19 protein-coding genes are annotated in these 21,989 nt (G+C 39.2%); 17 read left to right on the top strand and 2 right to left on the bottom strand.

Annotation, left to right across the window (positions count from 1 at the left end):
- The first annotated feature begins 36 nt into the window (after positions 1-36).
- From RGU12_RS08450 to nikC, 3 genes are all read left to right on the top strand, one after another.
- Positions 37-1,671 (top strand): ABC transporter substrate-binding protein, encoded by a 1,635-nt coding sequence (locus RGU12_RS08450; RefSeq protein WP_309535678.1) that lies wholly within the window; start codon positions 37-39, stop codon positions 1,669-1,671.
- 85 nt (positions 1,672-1,756) lie between these two features.
- Complete coding sequence (locus tag RGU12_RS08445) at positions 1,757-2,761, top strand: ABC transporter permease (protein ID WP_309535677.1); 1,005 nt, start codon at positions 1,757-1,759, stop codon at positions 2,759-2,761.
- A gap of 14 nt (positions 2,762-2,775) precedes the next feature.
- Complete coding sequence (gene nikC / locus RGU12_RS08440; RefSeq protein WP_309535676.1) at positions 2,776-3,666, top strand: nickel transporter permease; 891 nt, start codon at positions 2,776-2,778, stop codon at positions 3,664-3,666.
- 29 nt (positions 3,667-3,695) lie between these two features.
- Here the strand turns inward: nikC and RGU12_RS08435 are convergent, their stop codons facing one another.
- A complete protein-coding gene (locus RGU12_RS08435) occupies positions 3,696-4,772 on the bottom strand; it encodes an FUSC family protein (RefSeq protein ID WP_309535675.1) in 1,077 nt (358 codons plus the stop codon).
- Between the two features lie 871 nt (positions 4,773-5,643).
- On the opposite strand from RGU12_RS08435, the gene lepB reads away from it, so the two are divergent.
- Entirely contained in the window at positions 5,644-6,246 is a 603-nt protein-coding gene (lepB, locus tag RGU12_RS08430; protein ID WP_309535674.1) for a signal peptidase I, read from the top strand.
- 162 nt (positions 6,247-6,408) lie between these two features.
- Here the strand turns inward: lepB and RGU12_RS08425 are convergent, their stop codons facing one another.
- Positions 6,409-7,695, bottom strand: coding sequence for a glutamate-1-semialdehyde 2,1-aminomutase (locus RGU12_RS08425; RefSeq protein WP_309535673.1), 1,287 nt, complete (start codon positions 7,693-7,695; stop codon positions 6,409-6,411).
- Positions 7,696-7,833: 138 nt separating this feature from the next.
- Between RGU12_RS08425 and bcp the strand changes: the two genes are divergently transcribed.
- From bcp to RGU12_RS08360, 13 genes are all read left to right on the top strand, one after another.
- Positions 7,834-8,304, top strand: a complete 471-nt coding sequence (gene bcp / locus RGU12_RS08420) for a thioredoxin-dependent thiol peroxidase (protein ID WP_309535672.1) — start codon at positions 7,834-7,836, stop codon at positions 8,302-8,304.
- Positions 8,305-8,672: 368 nt separating this feature from the next.
- A complete protein-coding gene (locus tag RGU12_RS08415; protein WP_309535671.1) occupies positions 8,673-9,626 on the top strand; it encodes an ABC transporter permease in 954 nt (317 codons plus the stop codon).
- The gene (locus RGU12_RS08410) at positions 9,616-10,569 is read left to right on the top strand and encodes an iron chelate uptake ABC transporter family permease subunit (protein WP_309535670.1); all 954 of its coding nucleotides are present in this window, start codon (positions 9,616-9,618) and stop codon (positions 10,567-10,569) included. The genes RGU12_RS08415 and RGU12_RS08410 overlap by 11 nt, the downstream gene beginning before the upstream one ends.
- The gene (locus RGU12_RS08405) at positions 10,566-11,333 is read left to right on the top strand and encodes an iron ABC transporter ATP-binding protein (protein WP_309535669.1); all 768 of its coding nucleotides are present in this window, start codon (positions 10,566-10,568) and stop codon (positions 11,331-11,333) included. The genes RGU12_RS08410 and RGU12_RS08405 overlap by 4 nt, the downstream gene beginning before the upstream one ends.
- Positions 11,334-11,543: 210 nt before the next feature.
- The gene (locus RGU12_RS08400; RefSeq protein ID WP_309535668.1) at positions 11,544-12,563 is read left to right on the top strand and encodes a siderophore ABC transporter substrate-binding protein; all 1,020 of its coding nucleotides are present in this window, start codon (positions 11,544-11,546) and stop codon (positions 12,561-12,563) included.
- A gap of 782 nt (positions 12,564-13,345) precedes the next feature.
- On the top strand, positions 13,346-14,056 hold the full coding sequence (locus tag RGU12_RS08395) for a response regulator transcription factor (protein ID WP_309535667.1): 711 nt from the start codon (positions 13,346-13,348) through the stop codon (positions 14,054-14,056).
- A gap of 21 nt (positions 14,057-14,077) precedes the next feature.
- Positions 14,078-15,295, top strand: coding sequence for a sensor histidine kinase (locus RGU12_RS08390; protein WP_309535666.1), 1,218 nt, complete (start codon positions 14,078-14,080; stop codon positions 15,293-15,295).
- A 160-nt stretch (positions 15,296-15,455) separates the two neighbouring features.
- On the top strand, positions 15,456-16,088 hold the full coding sequence (locus RGU12_RS08385) for a TetR/AcrR family transcriptional regulator (protein ID WP_309535665.1): 633 nt from the start codon (positions 15,456-15,458) through the stop codon (positions 16,086-16,088).
- 33 nt (positions 16,089-16,121) lie between these two features.
- On the top strand, positions 16,122-18,428 hold the full coding sequence (locus tag RGU12_RS08380; RefSeq protein ID WP_309535664.1) for an ABC transporter permease: 2,307 nt from the start codon (positions 16,122-16,124) through the stop codon (positions 18,426-18,428).
- Positions 18,429-18,441: 13 nt separating this feature from the next.
- Positions 18,442-19,200, top strand: a complete 759-nt coding sequence (locus RGU12_RS08375; RefSeq protein WP_309535663.1) for an ABC transporter ATP-binding protein — start codon at positions 18,442-18,444, stop codon at positions 19,198-19,200.
- Positions 19,201-19,378: 178 nt separating this feature from the next.
- Positions 19,379-20,092 carry an ABC transporter ATP-binding protein gene (locus RGU12_RS08370; protein ID WP_309535662.1) on the top strand — a complete coding sequence of 238 codons (714 nt, stop codon included), beginning with the start codon at positions 19,379-19,381 and terminating at the stop codon, positions 20,090-20,092.
- A gap of 16 nt (positions 20,093-20,108) precedes the next feature.
- Positions 20,109-20,849 carry an ABC transporter permease gene (locus tag RGU12_RS08365; RefSeq protein WP_309535661.1) on the top strand — a complete coding sequence of 247 codons (741 nt, stop codon included), beginning with the start codon at positions 20,109-20,111 and terminating at the stop codon, positions 20,847-20,849.
- Positions 20,850-21,031: 182 nt separating this feature from the next.
- On the top strand, positions 21,032-21,988 hold the full coding sequence (locus RGU12_RS08360) for a D-2-hydroxyacid dehydrogenase (protein ID WP_309535660.1): 957 nt from the start codon (positions 21,032-21,034) through the stop codon (positions 21,986-21,988).
- Position 21,989: the final 1 nt, after the last annotated feature.

The following is a 21,989-nucleotide window of genomic DNA, read 5'->3' as shown; positions in this document are numbered from 1 at the left end:
CATGATAAAAAATAAAGCTTTTAAGGGGGAATTTCTTTGTTTAAAAGGAAAGGCGTGCTACTTTCGTTTCTATTCCTACTCCTAGTATCAACAGCTTTAGTCGGCTGTAATGGAGGAAGTGAAAAAGGAAATGAAAGTCCAAATGAGGGAGAAAAACCAACAGGAGAAACACCATCAGCAGAGGTGCAAACCGAGCTTGTTTTTGGGCGCGGTGGGGACTCTGTGTCTTTAGACCCGATTACAACAACAGAAGGGGAAACCTTTAAGGTTACAGTGAATATGTTTGAAACGTTAATTAATTATGGAGAGCAAGATACAACCTTACAACCAGGTCTGGCAACAGAATGGACACCTTCAGAGGATGGTCTTGAATATACGTTGAAACTACGTGAAGGTGTTAAGTTCCATGATGGGACAGATTTTAATGCGGAAGCAGTGGTTAAGAACTTTGAACGTTGGATGAATGGAGATTCTGAAAAATTCCCTTATTACACCATGTTTGGTGGTTATAAAGGGGAGGAAGGCCACGTGATTAAAGAGGTAGTAGCCGAAGATGATTATACTGTAAAATTCACGCTAAATCGTCCTCAAGCACCTTTCTTAAAGAACTTAGCGATGTCTCCATTTGGTATTGCAAGCCCGGCTGCGCTTGAGAAATATGGGGATGATTTTATGAAAAATCCAGTAGGTACGGGTCCTTTCAAATTTGTAGAGTGGAAAGAAAACGACAGAATTACGTTAGAAAAGAATCCTGATTATTGGATGGAAGGCTATCCAAAGCTAGAAAAAATCATTTTTAGATCAATCCCTGAAAACTCTGCTCGATTAAATGCATTGCTAGCTGGTGAAATCGATTTAATGGATGGAGTGAACCCATCGGACCTTGAGCAGATTCAAGGAAATCCGGATTTTCAAACATTTGAGCGTCCTTCTATGAACGTTGGATATTTAGGTTTTACAGTTACTCGACCACCATTTGATAATAAACTTGTTCGTCAAGCACTTAACCACGCCATTGATAAAGAAGGAATCATTGAGGCATTTTATGGTGGACTTGCAGAGCCTGCCAAAAATCCACTTCCGCCAGCATTGGAAGGCTATAATGATGAGATTGAGCCATATCCATATGATTTAGAGAAAGCAAAGGAATTATTAGCTGAAGCAGGCTACCCAGATGGATTTGAAATGGATCTATGGGCAATGCCTGTACCACGCCCTTATATGCCTGATGGAATGAAGGTAGCAGAAGTCATCCAATCTAGCTTTGCAGAAATTGGTGTGAAAGCAGAAATTAAAACGGTTGACTGGGGGACGTATTTAGACCAAGCGGTTAAAGGTGAATTTGATGCCTATATGCTAGGTTGGACTGGGGACAATGGGGACCCGGATAACTTTATCTATACCTTATTGGATAAGGACAGCATTGGAAGCAATAACTATTCATTTTACAGCAATGATGAGCTTCACGATATTTTAATAGAAGCTCAAACCATTCCTGATCAAGGGCAACGTAATGTTCTATACAAAAAAGCACAGGAAATCATCCATGAGGACTCTCCATGGGCGCCACTTGTTCACTCAACACCTTTGTTGGCTGGAAAGAAAAATCTTAAAGGGTTACTACCACACCCTACTGGCTCGGATATTTTAACGAAGGTTGAGTTCGAATAAGAAATTGAGAGTTTGAGACATGTCAAAGGGGAGTTTTCATTACTCCTCTTTGGTGTCTATTTTTCAAACAAAAGGGGTGATAACCTTGTTCACATATACGCTTAGAAGAATCGGAATGGTCATCCCAGTGTTAATTGGCATGACACTTGTCGTCTTTTCCATTATTCACCTAATCCCGGGAAATCCTGCACAAATCATGCTTGGCCAGCGCGCTACAGCGGAGTCCATTGCCGCACTAACCACAAAACTGGGACTGGACCAACCGTTGTATATCCAATATTTCGAGTATATAAAAGGGCTATTGACTGGTGATTTAGGGGAATCAATCCGGACTAAGACAGCCATAAGTGCAGAGATTTGGCCATATCTTGCAGCTACAATTGAGTTAACCATTGTTGCCATGATTATTGCAATTGTAATAGGCGTTAACGCAGGTATCATAAGTGCTTGGTTTCAAAATTCATGGTTCGATTACATTGCAATGGTACTTGCTTTAATTGGTGTATCCATGCCTATTTTTTGGTTAGGTTTAATGGAGCAATGGGCGTTTGCCTTGCAATTAGATTTACTGCCAACGACGGGTAGGGAAAATGTGCGTGACCCGGTTGACTCGGTCACAAACCTTTATTTAATCGATACATTACTTAACGGGAGAACGGACCAATTTGTAACCGTTTTAAAGCATTTAATTCTCCCAAGTTTCGCGCTAGCCACTATTCCAATGGCAATAATCGCACGGATCACTCGCTCAAGCATGCTAGAAGTCATGCGGTCAGACTTTGTACGAACAGCACGTGCAAAGGGAGTGAAAATGTTCTGGGTCGTGTACAAGCACTCTTTGAAAAATGCAGTTATTCCTGTTTTAACGGTCATCGGATTACAAACCGGTTTATTGCTTGGAGGAGCGATCCTAACAGAAACCATTTTTGGCTGGCCTGGTATTGGACGATATATTTATGAAGCCATCAATTACCGCGACTATCCGGTGATTCAGTCAGGGATTTTAGTGGTTGCGACCTTCTTTGTTTTTATTAATTTAATCGTTGACCTTTTATATGCGGTTATCGATCCGCGAATTAAATATCGCTAGGGAGGGGTGATCAGATGGCAGAGCTAACACAAACGGATGTACCATTGAAAAAAAGTGATGAGGCTGTGTCACCATGGAAGGAAGCGTGGCGAAGCTTTCAAAAAAATAAATTAGCCCTTGTTGGGACTTGTATTGTATTTTTATTTATTATTCTTGCCATTTTTGCACCGCTCATCGCTCCTCAAGGGATTGATGATAAAAATTTGGCTGATCGCCTTCAGCCGCCATCCAGTGAACATTGGCTTGGAACCGATGATTTTGGAAGGGATATTTTATCAAGGATTATCTATGGGGCGAGAATTTCATTGCGGGTTGGCTTTTTTGCGGTATTAGGTTCAGCCATTGTTGGTAGCTTGCTAGGCATTCTTGCCGGATACTACGGTCGCTGGGTAGATAACTTAATTAGTCGCATGTTTGATATTTTACTAGCATTTCCAAGCATCTTATTAGCACTTGCCATTGTTGCGATTCTTGGACCATCACTGCGCAATGCGCTAATTGCCATCGCCATCATTAATGTACCAAACTTCGGAAGGTTGATTCGATCGAGGGTGTTAAGTGTTAAGGAAGAAGAATATATTACTGCGGCCCGGGCCGTTGGGATGAAAGACAGAAGAATTTTATTTCAACATATCTTGCCAAATAGCATGGCTCCGATTATCGTCCAGGCATCCCTGGCCATTGCAACAGCCATTATTGAAGCTGCAGCACTTGGCTTTCTTGGAATGGGAGCACAGCCACCAAATCCGGAATGGGGGAAGATGCTTGCGGATTCAAAAAATTACTTAACACAGGCTCCGTGGACAATGATTTTTCCTGGAATCGCCATTATGCTGACCGTGCTTGGATTTAATTTAATGGGTGACGGATTGCGGGATGCACTGGATCCCAAAATGAAGCAATAGAAAAACAGCTAACTCGTGTTAGCTGTTTTTTACTCTTTATTTGCTTCCTCCACAATCACTTCGTTGTGGAAACTTTGAAAGCTATCTACCAACGTATCCAATCTCTCGAGTTGTTCCGAGTATTCAAAGATGGCTGAAACAAGTGTCATCAAATGGTACCAGGCTTCTTCGTGTTCTTCATCGCCTGGACGGTGATAGGAGAACAATGTATCAATGACTTTTTTTCGATCGAATGAAAAATCCTCTATTAATTCTTCAGGAGCTTGAACCTTTACCTTACCCACAAATTTTAACAAGATCTGCTCATGAAAATGGAGGAGGTCGTCGATTTCTTTTACGAATAATTGCTGAAACGGAATCGGCAATTCCTGCAGTTCATTTTCATGCCTGTGCAGTTTTTTTAGTGTATCCAATGCTCGATTTGTACAAGTAATCATTTGTCGGAACAAAACAAGCTTTCTAGACTTTTCATATTCTACTTTTTTAAAATAATTCCGTTCCTCTTTATAAAGGAGAAATAGCTGATCAATCTGAATAATGTTTTCTTTAATTTTATCGATGTCATCTTTTAATGTATTGTACTCAGAAGCATGTCTTGTACTAACTCGCACCCATTTGAAAATTTCCTCACATTGCTCGACAATTGCGTCATATAGTTTTTTCTCATATTTAGGTGGGAGAAAAACGAGATTCACAACAAATGCCGATAGGATCCCCAGTAAAATGGAAAGGAATCTCAAACTGGCAAACTGAACGAACTGTTCGCTCGGACTTTCCATAATCGCGATGACCGTTACGATTGCGACTGAGATTGTTTTTTCCATTTTAAACCTTAGGTTAATCGCAATAACAAGAACGACGGTAAGTCCAATGATAAATGCATTATTGCCAAAATACAATCCAAATAAAATGGCAAAGATCGCACCAATAACATTTGCTTGAACCTGTTCAATCACCGTCAAATAAGAGCGGTAAATCGAAGGCTGAATCGCAAAAACAGCCGCAATCCCTGCAAATACGGGCGAAGGCAAATCCAAAAGTTTCGCTAACATTAATGCAAGTGTGATGGCAATTCCCGTTTTTAGCATGCGGGCACCAAATTTCATTTTTTCGAATCCTTTCTATAAAAAAGCTGTTTTCTTAAAATTTCTGTTTAAAAAGGAGGATAAAAAGGACCACGTCGACAATAACGCCACGTCCTGTGGCATTGTCGACACTAGCACATCCTGTGCGTCGAAAGTTCGAGGCGGCGAAGCTTTGAGCACCGGAACGTATGATATTTATACGTGAGGAGCGGAAAAGCAAGCCAACGAGCTTCCAACAGGATGTGGTGACTTCGACGTTCGACACAGGACGTGTCGGCATTTAGTCGAAGTTCCTCTTTCAGTGTGTCATTTTTTACCGGACTTTTTAAACATCATCTTATACTTAGCTTTTTCTGCATAATCTAAACCAATACAGTATCATACAATGATTTTATGCGTATAGCAAGGGAAACATGTCCTAGTTGAAAGGATAGATAAAGAAGCAGATTTTTAAATGAGGAAGCAAATCAGCTGACTGAGACGCAAAAATTGAGAGAAAGACGCATATTTCCCATGGAAAGTGCAAATATCATAAATAACGCGCAAATTCGCAGAATAACGCGCAAATATCAAAAATAAAGCGCAATTCCCAATCAACACCCCAAAAATAAAAAGAACCTGCCACCCGGTAACGGGTTCAGATTTGAGAATACAAAAAGGTAAGCTAATTAGTTTACCTTTTTTCATTGATTTAATGGGATTTTACTTTATATTTTATCCACTTTAACAGATAAATTAGCATAGCAAATAACGTGAGCCTGCTGTCTCTCAGCAGTCTGGATCTGATAATAAAACGTCTGCTAATTAGGTATCAATTAGCCAAGTAAATAATACTTGTCTATGGTATAATTTGTAAAAAAAGATGGTGGATATTCTAAAAGGGAGTGACGAGGTGAAAAAAATTCTTGTATTCATTTTAATGGTATTTACAGTCTTAATTATTTTAGGTTGTTCCATTAATGGATCATCAGAGACACTTACAGATGAAAATACAACCCCAGATGTTACGGTTATTGAAAACCTTGGTTCCGAAATGATAACACATCACCATATGTCCGATAATATGGACAGAGGTAATCACGATTATTTTGATAAAACTCTAACGATTGAGACAAACATCAGTGTGGCTGATATTTCGAGAGGAGATGTTGTTTTTTTCGATAATGAGGGTGGAGAAAAAGACATATCCAGAGTGGTTGCTTTGCCTGGTGAAAAAATAAAAATAACTAAAGGACAGATTTATATTAACGGTCAAAAGTTAGATACATTTTACGGTAAAGCACATAGACTTGGTTTGGATGAAAAAGGTTATTTGGAAATGATGGATAAAGATTACGATAAAAAAGGTATGATGGAAATTTTCGAAAGGAGTATGAGAGAAGTAAAACTCTCAGATGATGAATACTATTTAATCGGAGATGATTGGTTTCGAGGCAAAATGATGATACTAAAAGAAGAAAAATTCATTGGAAAAGTAGTTGGATACGCTAAATAAAATCATTAAAAGACATCGATAAATCGATGTCTTTTTTTGCTAAATCTGTTACCAGAATCTCTGTAAAATGTTCGCTAAAACACACGTTATTAATGCTTCTATTTTACATTTTCTACTTCAAAACCGAACCCGTTAGCCACCCGGCAGGTTCTTCAACTCAATTTATAGATTCTTAAAAGCATATTCCACAGCTTGTAACGTCTCCACAATATCTTCTTCCGTATGAGCGATGGTGAGGAACCATGCTTCATATTTGGATGGAGCAAGATTAATGCCTTGGCTCAGCATTAATTTGAAGAAGCGGCCAAACATTTCTCCGTCTGTATTCTCAGCTTGCTCATAGTTCTCTACTTTTTCCTCCGTAAAGAAAACAGTCAATGCACCTTTTAATCGGTTAATCGTAATCGGCACATTGTAGGTAGCAGCATGCTTAAGAATTCCTTTTTCAAGCATCGCACCTAGTTGATCTAATTTTTCGTACAAGCCTTCTTCTTGAAGGACTTCTAGGCAAGCAATTCCGGAAAGCATGGATGCTGGGTTTCCGGCCATCGTTCCAGCTTGGTATGCAGGGCCTAGTGGGGCAACCTGTTCCATAATTTCCTTTTTACCGCCGTATGCGCCGATTGGTAGTCCGCCGCCGATGATTTTTCCAAGGGCAGTTAAGTCAGGGGTGATACCTAATAGATTTTGTGCGCCACCATACATAAAGCGGAAAGCTGTGATGACTTCATCAAAAATGACGAGTGCGCCAGCCTCATGGGAAAGCTCAAGTACTTGTTCTAAAAAGCCTTCGTTCGGTTCCACGATGCCGAAGTTCCCAACGATTGGTTCAACAAGAACACCCGCGATTTCGGAGCCCCATTTTGCAAGGGCTTCTTTAAACGGCTCGATGTCATTGAATGGAACGGTGATGACCTCTTGGGCAATGCTCTTAGGAACACCAGCAGAATCTGGAGTTCCAAGAGTTGAAGGACCTGAGCCTGCAGCAACTAGTACAAGATCGGAATGCCCATGATAACAGCCAGCAAATTTTATAATCTTTGTTCTATTTGTATAAGCGCGAGCGACACGAATTGTCGTCATAACCGCTTCTGTTCCAGAGTTGACAAAGCGCACTTTGTCCATTCCTGGCATAGCTTCCTTCAGCATTTTTGCAAACTTTACTTCATGTGGTGTTGGAGTTCCGTATAAAACACCAGTTTCAGCCGCTTTTGTAATCGCCTCTGTAATATGTGGGTGAGCATGGCCGGTAATGATTGGACCGTATGCAGCTAGATAATCTATGTATTTATTTCCGTCAACATCCCAAAAATAAGCACCTTTTGCACGTTCCATTGCCACTGGTGCACCACCGCCAACCGCTTTATACGAACGGGATGGACTATTTACACCTCCAACGATATGCTCGAGTGCTTCACTGTATAGTTCTTCTGATTTTGAATGATTCATCTATTTTAATCCTCCTAGCTTTGAACTCAACGTTTCTATTTTAGCACTAAATCGAATAGGAACAAATCCAGTTATTTGTATATCGATTCGAAATTATGTAACCTATTCTTAAAAGGAAAAAAACAGGAGGTAAAAACGATGACAATTGAAATTGGAAAAAAAGCACCTGAATTTACTGCAACAGCAAGCAACGGAGAAACAGTTTCATTAGCAGATTTTAAAGGGAAGAATGTTGTCCTTTATTTTTATCCAAAAGATATGACACCAGGATGTACGACAGAGGCTTGTGATTTCAGAGACGCACACGAAAGCTTTGCCGGGCTTGACACTGTAATACTTGGTGTTAGCACAGATCCACTAGAACGCCATAAAAAATTCATCGACAAATACGATCTTCCATTCTTATTACTAGTAGATGAAGAGCACGAAGTAGCAGAAAAATATGGAGTCTGGAAGCTGAAGAAAAACTTCGGCAAGGAATACATGGGTATTGAACGCTCTACCTTCATCATTGATAAAGAAGGAAATCTCGTCAAAGAGTGGCGTAAAGTTTCCGTTAAAGGTCATGTTGAGGAAGCTCTCACGTACATAAAGGAAAATCTATCATAATTTATGAAGTTTTTGTGAAAATACTCCCGAAACCTCACCGGGATATCCCTACAAAGTAAGTGGGGACAGCGTTTCGTAATGGAACGGGTTGCGTAATCCGAGCCACTCGTTTTCCTATTTGAAGGTTGATTTTACAATATTCATTACTTATAATGAAGTTATTAGTAATGATAATCGTTTTCATTTGCCCCGCATTAACGGGCAGTAATCCCCCTGAAACTTAGCAAGATTGAGAAGTATAGGTTGAGATAACTGCCCGTAAAAGCCCGATTGGTTCAACTAACAATCAGTGTGGGATGAAGAAAACCCCCACTGATTGAAGTTTCACTTTATCACACTAAGAAAATACATGTTATGAGGATTTTTAAATGAGACTATGGATGTTAATAATCGCTGCCATTGTTCTCTCCTTCATTTCGTTATTTATTGGAGCTATTAATATCACACCGATGGATTTACTCAATTGGGAATCAGATGAAACACAAATTTTCCTGATTAGTCGAGTTCCTCGTTTAATGGCGATCATTTTAGCGGGAGCAGGGATGAGTATTGCAGGATTAATTATGCAGAGCTTAAGTAGAAATAAATTCGTATCCCCAACAACTGCGGGTACATTAGATGCAGCAAAGCTTGGAATCTTACTTTCAATGCTGTTCTTTACAAATGTGTCCTATACACAACAAATTATTTTTAGCTTTATATTTGCTTTAGTTGGTACACTATTGTTCATGCAAATATTAGATAAAATTAAATTCAAGGATGCCATTTTCGTTCCGCTCATCGGGATTATGTACGGAAATATTTTATCATCCATTGCAACATTTTTTGCATATGAAGCAGACCTAATTCAAAACATTTCATCCTGGTTAATGGGAAGCTTCACATTGGTAATCGCAGGTCGTTATGAGCTTTTATATGTTGCTATACCAGCTGTTATTCTGGCGTATATTTTCGCGAATAAATTTACAGTTGCTGGTATGGGCGAGGATTTTGCGAAAAACCTTGGATTAAGCTATAAAGTTGTTTTAAATATTGGTCTTGTCCTCGTAGCTATTATTTCGACAACTGTTGTATTAACGGTTGGAGTCATTCCATTTTTAGGATTAATTGTACCGAACATCGTATCGCTTTATTTAGGAGATAATTTGCGGAAGACGATTCCTCATACAGCAGCACTAGGGGTTGTATTTCTATTAATCTGCGATATTTTAGGTAGAGTCATTGTCCATCCATACGAGATTCCTGTCAATGTAACGGTTGCAGTAATCGGCAGTGCGATCTTCTTAATCATGTTGTTTAGGGGGAGAGCATATGCGAAATAGTAAAAAATTGATTCTCTTAGCCGTTCTTGCCATTATTTGTGTTTTGCTATATGGATTTTATGATTTAAAAGGTGGATTTGATTATGCCTTCCCTAAACGGATGACTCGGGTTACGGCAATGATTGTAACCGGAATCGCAATTTCATATTCAACGGTTGTATTCCAAACGATTACGCAAAACCGAATTCTGACTCCATCCATGATGGGGCTTGACTCGATGTATGAAGTCGTCCAAACCTTAATCTATTTCTTTGCTGGTTCAATGTCGATTTGGGTGTTAAATAAGTATTTAAACTTTGGCGCAGCCATTACCGCGATGGTATTATTTGCACTCATCCTGTACCGATTCTTATTCCGGTCTGATAAGCATCCGATCTATTTACTTCTATTAATTGGGATGATTATTGGAACACTATTAGGAAGTCTCGTTACGTTTTTACAGGTAATGATTGACCCAGTTGAATATTTAAGTCTACAAAGTCGCTTATTCGCAACCTTTACAAATGTAAAGGCGGAGCTTTTATATATTGCAATTGGTATTTTACTTCTTGCCTTTATTTACGGTTATCTTATTATGGATAAGTTAGATGTTATGTCACTTGGCCGTGAAAATGCGATGAACCTTGGTGTCAATTATGACCGCATGGTAATGAACGTTTTAATTCTGTCATCGGTATTAATTGCAACCTCAACTGCACTAGTTGGTCCGATTACATTTTTCGGTTTAATTGTAGCGAATCTAGCCTATCAATTTTTAACGACGTATAAACACTCCGTATTAATTTTAGGGGCAAGCTTAATGAGTATCATCGCCCTTGTGGGTGGGCAGTTCCTTGTTGAACATATTTTTGAATTACGTACCACATTAAGTGTCATCATTAACTTTATTGGTGGTATTTACTTCATTTTCTTACTATTAAAAGAAAGTAGGTCAGCACAATGATTGAAATCAAAGGATTATCGAAGTATTTTGGAAAAAAGCCTGTAGTCGAAGATGTCTCTGTGACCATTGAGCCGGGTACAATTACATCGTTCATTGGTCCGAACGGTGCAGGTAAATCCACGCTTCTATCTATGGTAAGTCGATTATTAGATGCTGATACGGGTGAAGTTTTACTTGATAAAAACAATGTGAAAAAGTGGAAGTCATCTGAGTTCGCAAAACGTGTTTCAATTCTAAAGCAATCCAACTACTTAAATGTACGTTTAACGATTCGTGAGCTTGTTGCATTTGGGCGTTATCCTTATTCAAAAGGTCGCCTTACTGATGAAGATGAAAAATTCATTAACCAAGCTCTTGAATATATGAATTTACTCGATATTCAAGATACATTTTTGGATGAATTATCAGGTGGACAAAGACAGCGTGCATTTATCGCGATGGTTATTGCACAGGACACGGACTATGTGTTGCTTGATGAGCCATTGAATAACCTGGACATGAAGCACTCTGTCCAAATTATGAAGATTTTGCGTAAGCTCGTGGATGAGCTTGGAAAAACCGTTGTGATAGTCTTACATGATATTAATTTTGCATCTGTGTATTCAGATCGAATTGTCGCATTGAAAAACGGCAAGTTGGTTAAAAATGGGCCAACCCATGAAATTATTAATTCAGATGCTTTACGCGAAATCTACGACATGGATATTCCAATCCAAGAACAAAATGGCTGTCGTATTTGCGTTTACTTCAATTCACATGCATAAGATCTAGGGAATCAAGTCTCTAGGTCTTTTTTTAGGGTGAGGAAGTGGTGTTCTTAATCTTTGCTCTTGTGCTGAATAAAAGTTTTGAAGAATTTGTTCATTTTGTATTGACGGAAGTTCGATATGCTTTTATAATGAGAATTGTTATCAATGATAATGATTCTCATTTCTGATTAAAATACATAATGGATAAAAAGGAGAGGTATATACATGAAAAAATGGAAAGTAGCAAGTGCAGTTTTAGCACTGTCGTTAGCGCTTACGGCATGTGGGAATGACGATGAGGCGACAAAGGAAAAAACAAAGGATAATGTGGCAGGAGAACAAACACCAAATAAAGCACCAGGTCAATATCCAATGACAGTTTCTCCAACAACCACATCAGCTGAAAGTGAAGAAGCAGGGACTGTCAACTTTGAAGATGTAACATTTGATGCTTTGCCAGAAAAAATGGTTGTTTTTGATTATGGATTCTTAGATACATTAGATGCGCTTGGCGTTGAAGGTGTAGTTGGGGTTCCACAAGATTCTAGTTTACCAGCTAGTCTTGAAGAATATGCTAGCGATGATTATGTAAATGTAGGAACGTTAAAAGAACCGTTACTTGAAGATATTGCCGAAATTGGCCCAGATGTCATTTTCATTTCTAGTCGACAAGCACCTTATTACGAAGAGTTGAATGAAATCGCTCCTGTTGTGTTCGTGGGAACTTCTCAGGATGACTACTGGAACACATTCTTGGCTTCTGTAAATGTTGCTGCCAAGATGTTTGATAAAGAAGCTGAAGCAAAAGAGCAAATTGCAAAAATTGATGCAGCTTTAGAAGAAGTGAAAGCCTTATCTGCCAACTATGAAACTTCATTAGTGACGATGTACAATGAAGGGAAATTATCTGGTTTCGCTCAAAACTCTCGCTTTGGTTATATTTATGATATTTACGGCTTTAAGCCAGTTACAAATGATATCGCATCATCTTCTCACGGATCTAACTTCGGTTTTGAAGCCATTCTTGAATTTGATCCAGAAGTATTGTTTGTTATCGACCGTACAGCAGCAGTAGGCGGCCAATCAAATATCGATAAAGATATGGAAAATAAAATCATCCAAAAAACACAAGCATATCAAAACAAAAAGATCGTGTATTTAGATGGTGTCCTATGGTACTTAAGCGGTGGCGGCTTACAATCTGAGCTTGCCAAAATCGAAGAAATCTTAGCTGAATTAAAATAAGCTAGCATGACAAAAGCTGTCCAGAAAGTCAGTGGAAACTGATTATCTGGGCGGCTTTTTTGTTTGGGTGGGGATATGGTGTGGTGTTTTAGTGTTTGAGGTGGATAGTGAGGTTTTGACATGGGGTTTTGAAGTAATTTCCAAAGGTAATGCGATATAAATCGGTTATGCTGTGGCATTTTACAATAATCTCCAAAAGTCATAGCATAAAGTGTTTTTATCAAATGGTTTCTTCAAATAAATTCCAAATGTCATGAGATAAAAGGATCTAGCGTTACATGCTAAGGTGGAATAACCGAAAATCATGTATCGCAAGAATGGTTTCACGGTACATAAAAGGGTGAAAATCTGAAAAGCATGTCCCGCAAGAAGGGTTACACGGTACATGCTAAGGGGGAAAACCCGAAAAACATGTCCCGCAAGAAGGGTTACACGGTACATGCAAGGGGGAAAACCCGAAAGACATGTCCCGCAAGAAGGGTTACACGGTACATGCAAAGGTGGAATAACCGAAAAGCATGTCCCGCAAGAAGGGTTACACGGTACATGCAAGGGGGAAAACCCAAAAGACATGTCCCGCAAGAAGGGTTACACGGTACATGCTAGGTGGAAAAACCGAAAAACATGTACTGCAAGCGAGTACTTCCGGCACCAGCCAAAGTAATAAGCATGCTAATTGCGTCACAAATGAACGAACCCACAAAAAAATTCACCAAGATTCAATTAATTTTTGCTATACTGAAAATAAAAATGGAAATTGTATGGAAGAAGGGGGTACTCTGATGATTCGTACCATTTTAATCGTGGATGACCAGCCGGAGATTGTAGAGCTGCTTAGTCTCTATTTGGAAAAGGAGAATTATAGAATCCTAGAAGCTTTTGACGGCCGAGAAGCGCTACAAATCATTCAAACTGAAAATATCGATCTCATGCTTGTTGACCTAATGATGCCATACATTAACGGCTACCAACTTATTAAAAAAGTGAGACAAGACCTGCATATCCCCATCATCATTATTTCTGCAAAGAATGACGATAACGATAAAATTTTAGGACTTGGACTTGGAGCAGATGATTTCATTCCAAAGCCATTTAATCCACTCGAAGTGATTGCACGGGTCCAGGCTCAGCTTAGAAGAAGTTATAGCTACAAGCAGGAGGCTGCACCCACAAGTGAAAGCCTTCAGTTAAAAGTAGGTGATATCATTTTAGATGAAAGCTCGTTTTCGGCTATTAAAGGAGACACCACAATAACGCTCACCAAAATCGAATATCGCATCCTTGAATTATTAATGAGTTCTCCTGGAAGGGTTTATACGAAACAACAAATCTTTGAGCGAGCATGGGATGATTATTACTTGGGTGGCGAGGAGGACAACACAATCAATGTCCATATCTCAAAGCTACGAGAAAAGCTTGAGGAAAATCCGAAACAACCGAACTACATAAAAACGATTAGAGGATTAGGCTATAAATTTGACAACCCAAAATAGACTCCTATAAGGAAGAGATACATGAAAAAACTATTAAATCGGATTTTTCCTGAAAAAGAAGGGATCATACCATTTTTATATATTGCCAACTTGATCTTTCCACTCTTCTTTCTATTTCAAGAATCACAAGGGAAATTACTAATTGGCTTGTTATTAATGGTGGCGTTTGTTGTCGCATACAGGCATGCGTACTGGAGCTCACAGCACATACTTGCGTTTGTTCTTGTCCAACTTTCAATTATTCTAGTATTTGGGTTTATGTATGATCCATTGTACATTTACATGATTTTCATTCCTGTGTATCAGATCGTGCGACTACCCATGCAATGGATGTATGTCTTATGTGGCCTGTTCACGTTTTTTGGTATAATCCTTATCTACCAGGTTGTCCTTTCCGGAGAGTATTACGCGATTCTAAATTTAGGTCCACCCCTATTTGGTGGAAGCATTCTCCCTTTTATGATAAAGGGATCAATTAAATACAAGGAAATGAGTGAAAACTTAAGACGGACGGCAGAAGAATTAGAGCAGAAAAATCGTGAAATGACGAGATTAGAAGAAAGCAAAAAGCAAATGCTTGCCGATATTTCTCATGATCTAAAAACGCCAATTACGACGATTCAAGGATATTCCAGAGCGCTATTTGAAGGTGTAGTATCTGATGAAGCCCAAACGGAAAGGTACTTAAAATACATTTACGACAAATCGATTCGGGTCACATCCTTAATTGATGAGCTCTTTATGTTTTCTAAATTAGATAGCCCAGATGTTCCCATTCAGAAAGACCTTAAAGACATTTGTGAATTTTACCGTGGGGTCATTGTGGAGCACTTTGATTTATTTGAAGAAAAGAAAATGGAGCTAGATATCGATATTCCTGATGAAAAAATAATGGTTCGTTTCGACCCGAAACTACTCAACAGAGCCATATCGAATCTCCTTCAAAATACGAATAAATACAATCCAGAGAGGACTGAGATTTACCTTCGATTAAATCGAACAGAAACTAGTATCTTCATTGAAGTCGGTGACAAAGGCGTCGGCATCCGTGATGAAATTGCCCAAATCTTATTTGAGCCATTTGTAAGAGGGGATAAAAGCAGAAAGAATGATGGGGGCTCTGGCCTTGGCCTCGCCATCACTAAAAAAATTATCGAACTCCATGACGGAACCATTCAAGTTGACACCTCACCAAAGATAGGTAAAACAAATTTTATAATCGAACTCCCCATTGAGTAAATAGCTCAATTGTCGTGAACAGACCAACAGATTTGGTCTGTTTTTATTTTGGAAAAATACCCAAATCTTTACAAAACCTTAACGCATAACAGGTAGATCCTTAAAAGTAGATTGCTATCATTTAATAGACAGACAGTCGGTCTATAAAGGAGGACTAAACTTGAGAAAAGAAGCAGATGAACGTAGAAACGAAATACTGGATGCTGCTGACGAGCTGTTCAGTCAAAAGGGGTTTGATGGAACGAGTACGAACGATATTCTCAAAAAGGTCGGAATTGCACGGGGAACACTCTATTATCATTTCAAATCAAAGGAAGATGTGATGGATGCTTTAATTGACAGGTTTAGTAATCGACTTATAAGCACAGCACAGGAAGTAGCAGCAGACAAGAGTATTCCTGTCATTGAGCGTATGATACGCGTTGTTTTATCAATGAATATAAGTGGTGGAAGCAATCAGGAAATGATGGATCACATTCACAAGCCACAGAACGCACTTATGCATCAGAAAATACAAAAAGTCATCATCAACGGAGTAACGCCCATCCTGACAGGTATCATCCAAGAGGGCATTGAAACCGGACTGTTTAACACGCCTTATCCGTATGAATGTATGGAAATGCTTGTTACGTATGCAAATATCGTTTTGGATGATGATTTAGTAGAGATGACCAATGAGGAACGTGCCTCACGGATACAAGCGTTAATATTCAACGGAGAAAGGCTACTCGGTGCTAAACGTGGAAGCCTTATGAGCGTTATGCAAATGTTTGGTAGCGTGAAAAGTAAATAAATTTTGCTCAAGAAGCTAAAACAGAGGTGACATATGTATTTTAGACTAATTCGAAATGACATAGTAAAGAGCAAAGTCATAACATTTACCACTATGATTTTTGTCGCTGCAGCATCCATGCTTGTTTCACTCGCGGCGATACTCATCGTTAATTTAACAGGTGCGCTAGATGCGCTAATGACAAAAGCCGAAGCGCCACATTTTATGCAAATGCATGCGGGTGAAATAGATAGAAATCGACTTCATTCTTTTGCAGAAGAAAATGATATTGTCGAAGAACACCAGATTGTGGAGTTCCTAGGTATGGATGGTTCACAGATCATTTTAGGAGACAACTCGCTTGCGAATAGTGTTCAGGATAACGGCTTAAGCATCCAAAATGAAAAATTCGATTATCTTCTTGATCTTAACGGGAACATCATCAATGTGTCAGATGGAGAGATTTATGTTCCAGTTGCCTATATGAGGGACAACACTACAAAGATCGGTGATACGGCAGTAATAAGCGGGAAGGAATTTACCGTAGCGGGATTTCTCCGTGATTCGACCATGAATTCCTCGCTCTCTGCATCCAAGCGATTTCTCGTAAGCAACCAGGATTACGCAGAGCTAAAGGATCTTGGAAATATCGAGTATCTGATTGAATTTAGATTAAAGGATTTCTCGAAAATAGGAGAATTTGAGTCGGAATATGCATCTGCAGGAATTGAAGCGAATGGACCAACCGTGACTTATACTCTATTTAAAATGATGAACGCCATTTCTGATGGGATGATGATTGCTGTAATCCTTCTGATAAGCGCACTAGTTGTTGCCATCGCATTTATGAGCATACGCTTTACGCTACTTGCAAAAATCGAAGATGACTACCGTGAAATTGGAGTGATGAAAGCAATAGGGCTTCGCCTATCTGACATAAAGAAAATTTATATGGCAAAATACGTAAGCATAGCTGCGGTTGGTAGTATTCTTGGGTTTATTCTCTCACTTTTATTAAAAGGCAAACTTCTTGAAAATATTCGGCTGTATATGGGGGAAAGTGAAAATACTTCTTATGCAATAGTTCTAGGAATCATTGGCATTCTGATTGTATTTCTAGCAATTGTGGCTTATGTAAACTTTGTATTGAAGAAATTCCGAAAAATATCCGCTGCACAGGCCATCCGCTTTGGGACTTCTCAGGAAAAGAAAGCTAGCGCAAAGCGTTTTTCTTTATATCAAAACAGATGGTTCAACACGAATATATTCCTTGGAATTAAGGATGTTCTCGCGCGAAAGGGACTTTACACAACAATGTTGATAGTTCTTGTAATTGCGTCATTTATCATTATTGTTCCGCAGAACCTGTACAACACGATATCATCAAAAGGCTTCATTCAATATATGGGAATTGGAGGCTATGATCTCCGCATTCAGACCAATAATTCTGATAAAACGGACGAAATCGTAAATATGGTAGAGCACGACAATTCCGTTTCAAAGTATGCTGTTATGACAACCAAGACTTTCAAAGTAAAAACAAATAACGGAACAGAGGAAAATATAAAAGTTGAGCTCGGTGACCATTCGGTATTTCCTATCGAGTATGCTGAAGGTAGAGAACCTGTCCGTGATAATGAAATCGCCGTTTCATCTATAAATGCTGAAGAGATGGGGAAAAAAGTCGGGGATATCATTACGCTCTTGAGTGAGGGAAATGAAAAAGCACTTACGGTAACTGGCATATATTCGGACGTTACCAATGGTGGTAAAACTGCAAAGGCAGTATTCTCCGACAGTTCAGCAAACATCATGTGGACCATCATCTGCGTCAAACTCTCAGATATTTCACTTGTAGACAGCAAGGTTTCGGCATACTCGGACGAGTTCGATTTTGCGAAGACTTCAGACATCGATGAATTTGTTACTCAAACTCTAGGATCGACAATCAGTGCGGTCGAAATGGCTGCATACTCGGCGATTGCAGTTGCGCTGGTGATCACGATACTGGTTACACTGTTGTTCATGAAGATGCTGATTGCAAAGGACAGGTATTCCATTGCCGTATTGAAGGCCCTCGGTTTTAGCAATTCGGATATTAAGGTACAGTATTATTCACGATCGTTTTTTGTACTGATTGTCGGAATTGTACTCGGAACGCTTCTTGCGAACACACTCGGAGAGGTCTTTGCGGGCCTGCTTATCTCTTCGTTTGGAGCATCGTCTTTTGATTTTATGGTTAATCCGATTCAAGCCTATCTGCTTAGTCCGCTGATGATGGCAGTCATGGTTCTTTTTGCAACAATGTTCGGCACATCGAATGCAGGACAAATAAAAATTTCCGAACATATTAAGGAATAGGAGGAGTAGGCAAATGAAGAAGATTCTGATCGGTGATCATATAGTAAAAATGTTCGGTGAAGGAAATGAACAGCGTAATGTTCTTGATGGGGTATCTGTTGAAATAAACAAGGGTGAGTTTGTTACGATTATGGGACCCTCAGGTTCTGGAAAATCAACGCTATTGTTTGCACTAAGTGGAACAGATCGTGTGAATGGTGGTAAGGTCCTTTTTGACGGTAAGGATTTATCGGCGTGCTCGGAGAACGAGCTTTCGGATATACGTCGGAATAAAATGGGATTCGTTTTTCAACAGCCGACGATGCTGAAAAACTTAAACATTATTGACAATATCATTCTGCCATCTATGCGTGATAATCGAAAAAACGCTGCAAAGATTTCAGAGAAAGCTAGCTCACTAATGAAGAGAGTGGGAATTGCAGGGCTTGAAAAGCGGGACATTACCCAAGTTTCGGGAGGACAGCTTCAGCGTGCAGGAATATGTCGTGCACTTATGAATGGTCCGGACATTATCTTTGGTGATGAGCCAACTGGAGCGCTTAACTCAAAATCTGCGCAGGAGATTATGGACTTATTTTCCGAAATAAATGCAGACGGCACCGCGGTTACGCTTGTCACTCATGATGTGAAGGTTGCAGCACGGTCTGAACGTATTCTGTTTATGAGAGACGGAAGTATTGTGACTGAGTTGAAGCTTCCGAAGTTTGACGGGACGGATATGGATCGTAGAGTTGAGGAAGTTACAGAGAAAATGTTAGAAATCGGAATATGATGTGTTTTTTCACAATTTCATAGATATCGTAAAAAGCTTGGATTGTATGTATAATCCAAGCTTTTTGCTTTTTTCATTAATCTTAATAATGATATAAGACTCACTTAAGGTTGAGTTAAGGTTCGCTGTCTATGATAAGGATAACAAAGCAAAGTGAAAGTAGAAGGAGGACCTTAGCATGAATGTGATTGAACTTACCAATATATCAAAAAGCTATGGAGACGTTAAAGCAGTGGACGGGATTACACTACAAGTTAAAAAAGGAGAGGTACTTGGAATCATCGGTGCAAATGGTGCCGGGAAATCAACTACCCTCGAAATTATGATGGGCATTCGCAAACCAGATTCAGGAACAGTAAAAGTCCTTGGCATGAACGTCGAAGAAGCCTCAAATGAAATTAAGCAAAAAATTGGAATCCAGCTTCAACAAACAGCCCTGTATGACCGAATCAAAGTCAAGGAAGCTTTGAAACTATTCAGCTCTTATTACGATAAAAAGCGAGACTTACAGGAAATCATTGAAACACTCGGGCTTAAACCTTATCTAAACAAATATGTTAAGAATCTATCAGGTGGTTGGCAGCAACGCACATCCTTAGCATTAGCACTCGTAAACGACCCAGAGCTCATCTTTCTCGATGAACCGACGACCGGCTTAGACCCACAAGCAAGACACGACCTCTGGTCATGCATCAATCGCTATCGTGATGAAGGAAAAACGATCCTTTTATCCACACATTATATGGATGAAGCACAAAGGCACTGTGACCGAATTGCGATGATTAAAAAAGGAAAATTAGTAGCCTGTGACCAACCACAGAATTTAATCGATTTTTACTTGCAAGGTGCAGGAACGATGGAAGATGTTTATTTAAAATATGCTGTTTCATAATAGGGAGGAAAAACACATGCAACCAATTCTTACTCATACACAAATGGAATTAAGGTTATTTTTTCGCGAGACATTAGCTTTACTGTTTACCTTTATCGTGCCAGCTGTCAGCTTTATCGTATTTGGACTCATGTTTGAATCAAACACTTACGAAGGACTTAACTACTTTCAAGCTTATATTCCAAGCATGATTGCCATCATTATTTTCACAACAGCCTTCTTCTCAATGGGGCTTCAAATCGTAATTGACCGTGAAAAAGGAGTTTACAAACGTTTAAAAGGAACACCCATTAACCAAAATGCCATTTTTACGGCAACAATTTTAAAAGGATTTATTGCCATCTATGTTGGCGCAATTGAAATCTTATTAATCGCAAAGTTTGGATTTGGATCAGAGTTAACCGTACATCCTCTTGAATTTTTTGTAGCCTTAACATTTAGTTCCATCACATTTTTCTCAATCGGCTTTATCGTTTCAAGTGTGACAAAGCGGATGCAAACAGCATTAGGAGTCGCCATGATTGCGATGTATCCGATGATGTTTTTATCCGGTGCAACCATCCCGGTAGAAACGTATCCAGAGGTTCTTCAAAAAATTGCTACCATCGTACCACTCACATATGTCGTGAATGTTTTAAGGGATGGCTGGAATGGAACACTTTTCACAACAGATGCATTTCTTGATATCGGAATCTTATTAGGGATTTTAGTTGTATCCACAGTTATTGGATTAAAATACTTCAAGTGGACCGATTAACGCCTATTTTTTAAAGGTAGTGTCAAACGTCCATACACTTTCCATATAATGTACGTATCTTATAAGTGTAGGGCATACCTCCTCAGATGTTAGCGTATTTTCGTGCGAGAGAAATCTCGCACCTTTTTTTGCTTCCACCTTTTCACCAAACTTGATACTATAGTAAGGAAGGAGGCGTAATTATGCGAATTTTATCAACATTTATTCCAATCGAGGAAGTTACTGAAAACATGAATAAGGCGTTTCCGGATGAAGAATTTATCTATTGTGAGGATATTGAAAAAGCCTTACCTGAACTACATAACGCAGACATCTTACTTACATATGGGGAAGACTTAACCCCAGAGCATATTGAAATGGCCAATAACTTAAAATGGATCATGGTGATTTCAGCGGGACTTGAGCTTATGCCTTTTCAAGCGATTAAGGAAAAAGGAATCCTCGTTACAAACGTAAGAGGCATTCACAAAATTCCGATGGCTGAATACACGCTTTCGATGATGCTACATGTCACAAAGAAGAATATGATCATTGTTGAGCAACAAAAGAGTAAAAGCTGGGATCGACTTACTCATTTTCCAGTTGGCGAGCTTCATGGGAAAACAATTGGAATCCTAGGTGTTGGTGCCATCGGCGGCGAAATTGCACGATTAGCGAAAGCTTTTAACATGAAAACGATCGGAGTAAATCGTAGTGGAAACAAGCATGAATACATAGATGAAATGGTCCAATTCGATAAGCTTAATTATATTTGCGAGAAAGCCGACTATCTAGTGTCGGTTCTGCCAAGCACGAACGAAACAAAATATATTCTGAACGATACCCATTTTGACCGAATGAAAAAGGAATCCGTTTTCATTAATATTGGACGCGGTGATTTAGTCAAAGATGAGGTTATACTACGAGCGATACAGTCCAATAAGATTGCACATGCAGTCTTAGATGTATTTGAACAGGAACCACTTCCAAGTGATCATCCATTTTGGACACTTGAAAATGTGACCGTTACCCCGCATATTTCAAGTAAGTCTAAGTTTTATCAACCAAGATCCTTTGAAATTTTTGAAAAAAACCTTCATATATTTAAGCAAGGTGGCAGTGAATTTATCAATAAAATTGACTTGAACCGGGGGTATTAAG

The sequence above is a fragment of the Ferdinandcohnia sp. QZ13 genome, from assembly GCF_031324165.1.
Lineage (GTDB): Bacteria > Bacillota > Bacilli > Bacillales > Bacillaceae_L > Ferdinandcohnia.
The sequence above is the reverse complement of the archived record's forward strand: the minus strand, read 5'-3'. Positions and strand labels throughout refer to the sequence as shown.

Excerpts from the sequence above, each read along its gene's own strand:
- RGU12_RS08365 (WP_309535661.1), top strand. The coding sequence starts at position 20,109 with ATGCAACCAATTCTTACTCATACACAAATGGAATTAAGGTTATTTTTT.
- RGU12_RS08410 (WP_309535670.1), top strand. The coding sequence starts at position 9,616 with ATGCGAAATAGTAAAAAATTGATTCTCTTAGCCGTTCTTGCCATTATT.
- RGU12_RS08370 (WP_309535662.1), top strand. The coding sequence starts at position 19,379 with ATGAATGTGATTGAACTTACCAATATATCAAAAAGCTATGGAGACGTT.
- bcp (WP_309535672.1), top strand. The coding sequence starts at position 7,834 with ATGACAATTGAAATTGGAAAAAAAGCACCTGAATTTACTGCAACAGCA.
- RGU12_RS08435 (WP_309535675.1), bottom strand. The coding sequence starts at position 4,772 with ATGAAATTTGGTGCCCGCATGCTAAAAACGGGAATTGCCATCACACTT.
- RGU12_RS08400 (WP_309535668.1), top strand. The coding sequence starts at position 11,544 with ATGAAAAAATGGAAAGTAGCAAGTGCAGTTTTAGCACTGTCGTTAGCG.
- RGU12_RS08405 (WP_309535669.1), top strand. The coding sequence starts at position 10,566 with ATGATTGAAATCAAAGGATTATCGAAGTATTTTGGAAAAAAGCCTGTA.
- RGU12_RS08390 (WP_309535666.1), top strand. The coding sequence starts at position 14,078 with ATGAAAAAACTATTAAATCGGATTTTTCCTGAAAAAGAAGGGATCATA.
- RGU12_RS08380 (WP_309535664.1), top strand. The coding sequence starts at position 16,122 with ATGTATTTTAGACTAATTCGAAATGACATAGTAAAGAGCAAAGTCATA.
- RGU12_RS08360 (WP_309535660.1), top strand. The coding sequence starts at position 21,032 with ATGCGAATTTTATCAACATTTATTCCAATCGAGGAAGTTACTGAAAAC.
- nikC (WP_309535676.1), top strand. The coding sequence starts at position 2,776 with ATGGCAGAGCTAACACAAACGGATGTACCATTGAAAAAAAGTGATGAG.
- RGU12_RS08375 (WP_309535663.1), top strand. The coding sequence starts at position 18,442 with ATGAAGAAGATTCTGATCGGTGATCATATAGTAAAAATGTTCGGTGAA.
- RGU12_RS08425 (WP_309535673.1), bottom strand. The coding sequence starts at position 7,695 with ATGAATCATTCAAAATCAGAAGAACTATACAGTGAAGCACTCGAGCAT.
- RGU12_RS08395 (WP_309535667.1), top strand. The coding sequence starts at position 13,346 with ATGATTCGTACCATTTTAATCGTGGATGACCAGCCGGAGATTGTAGAG.
- RGU12_RS08415 (WP_309535671.1), top strand. The coding sequence starts at position 8,673 with ATGAGACTATGGATGTTAATAATCGCTGCCATTGTTCTCTCCTTCATT.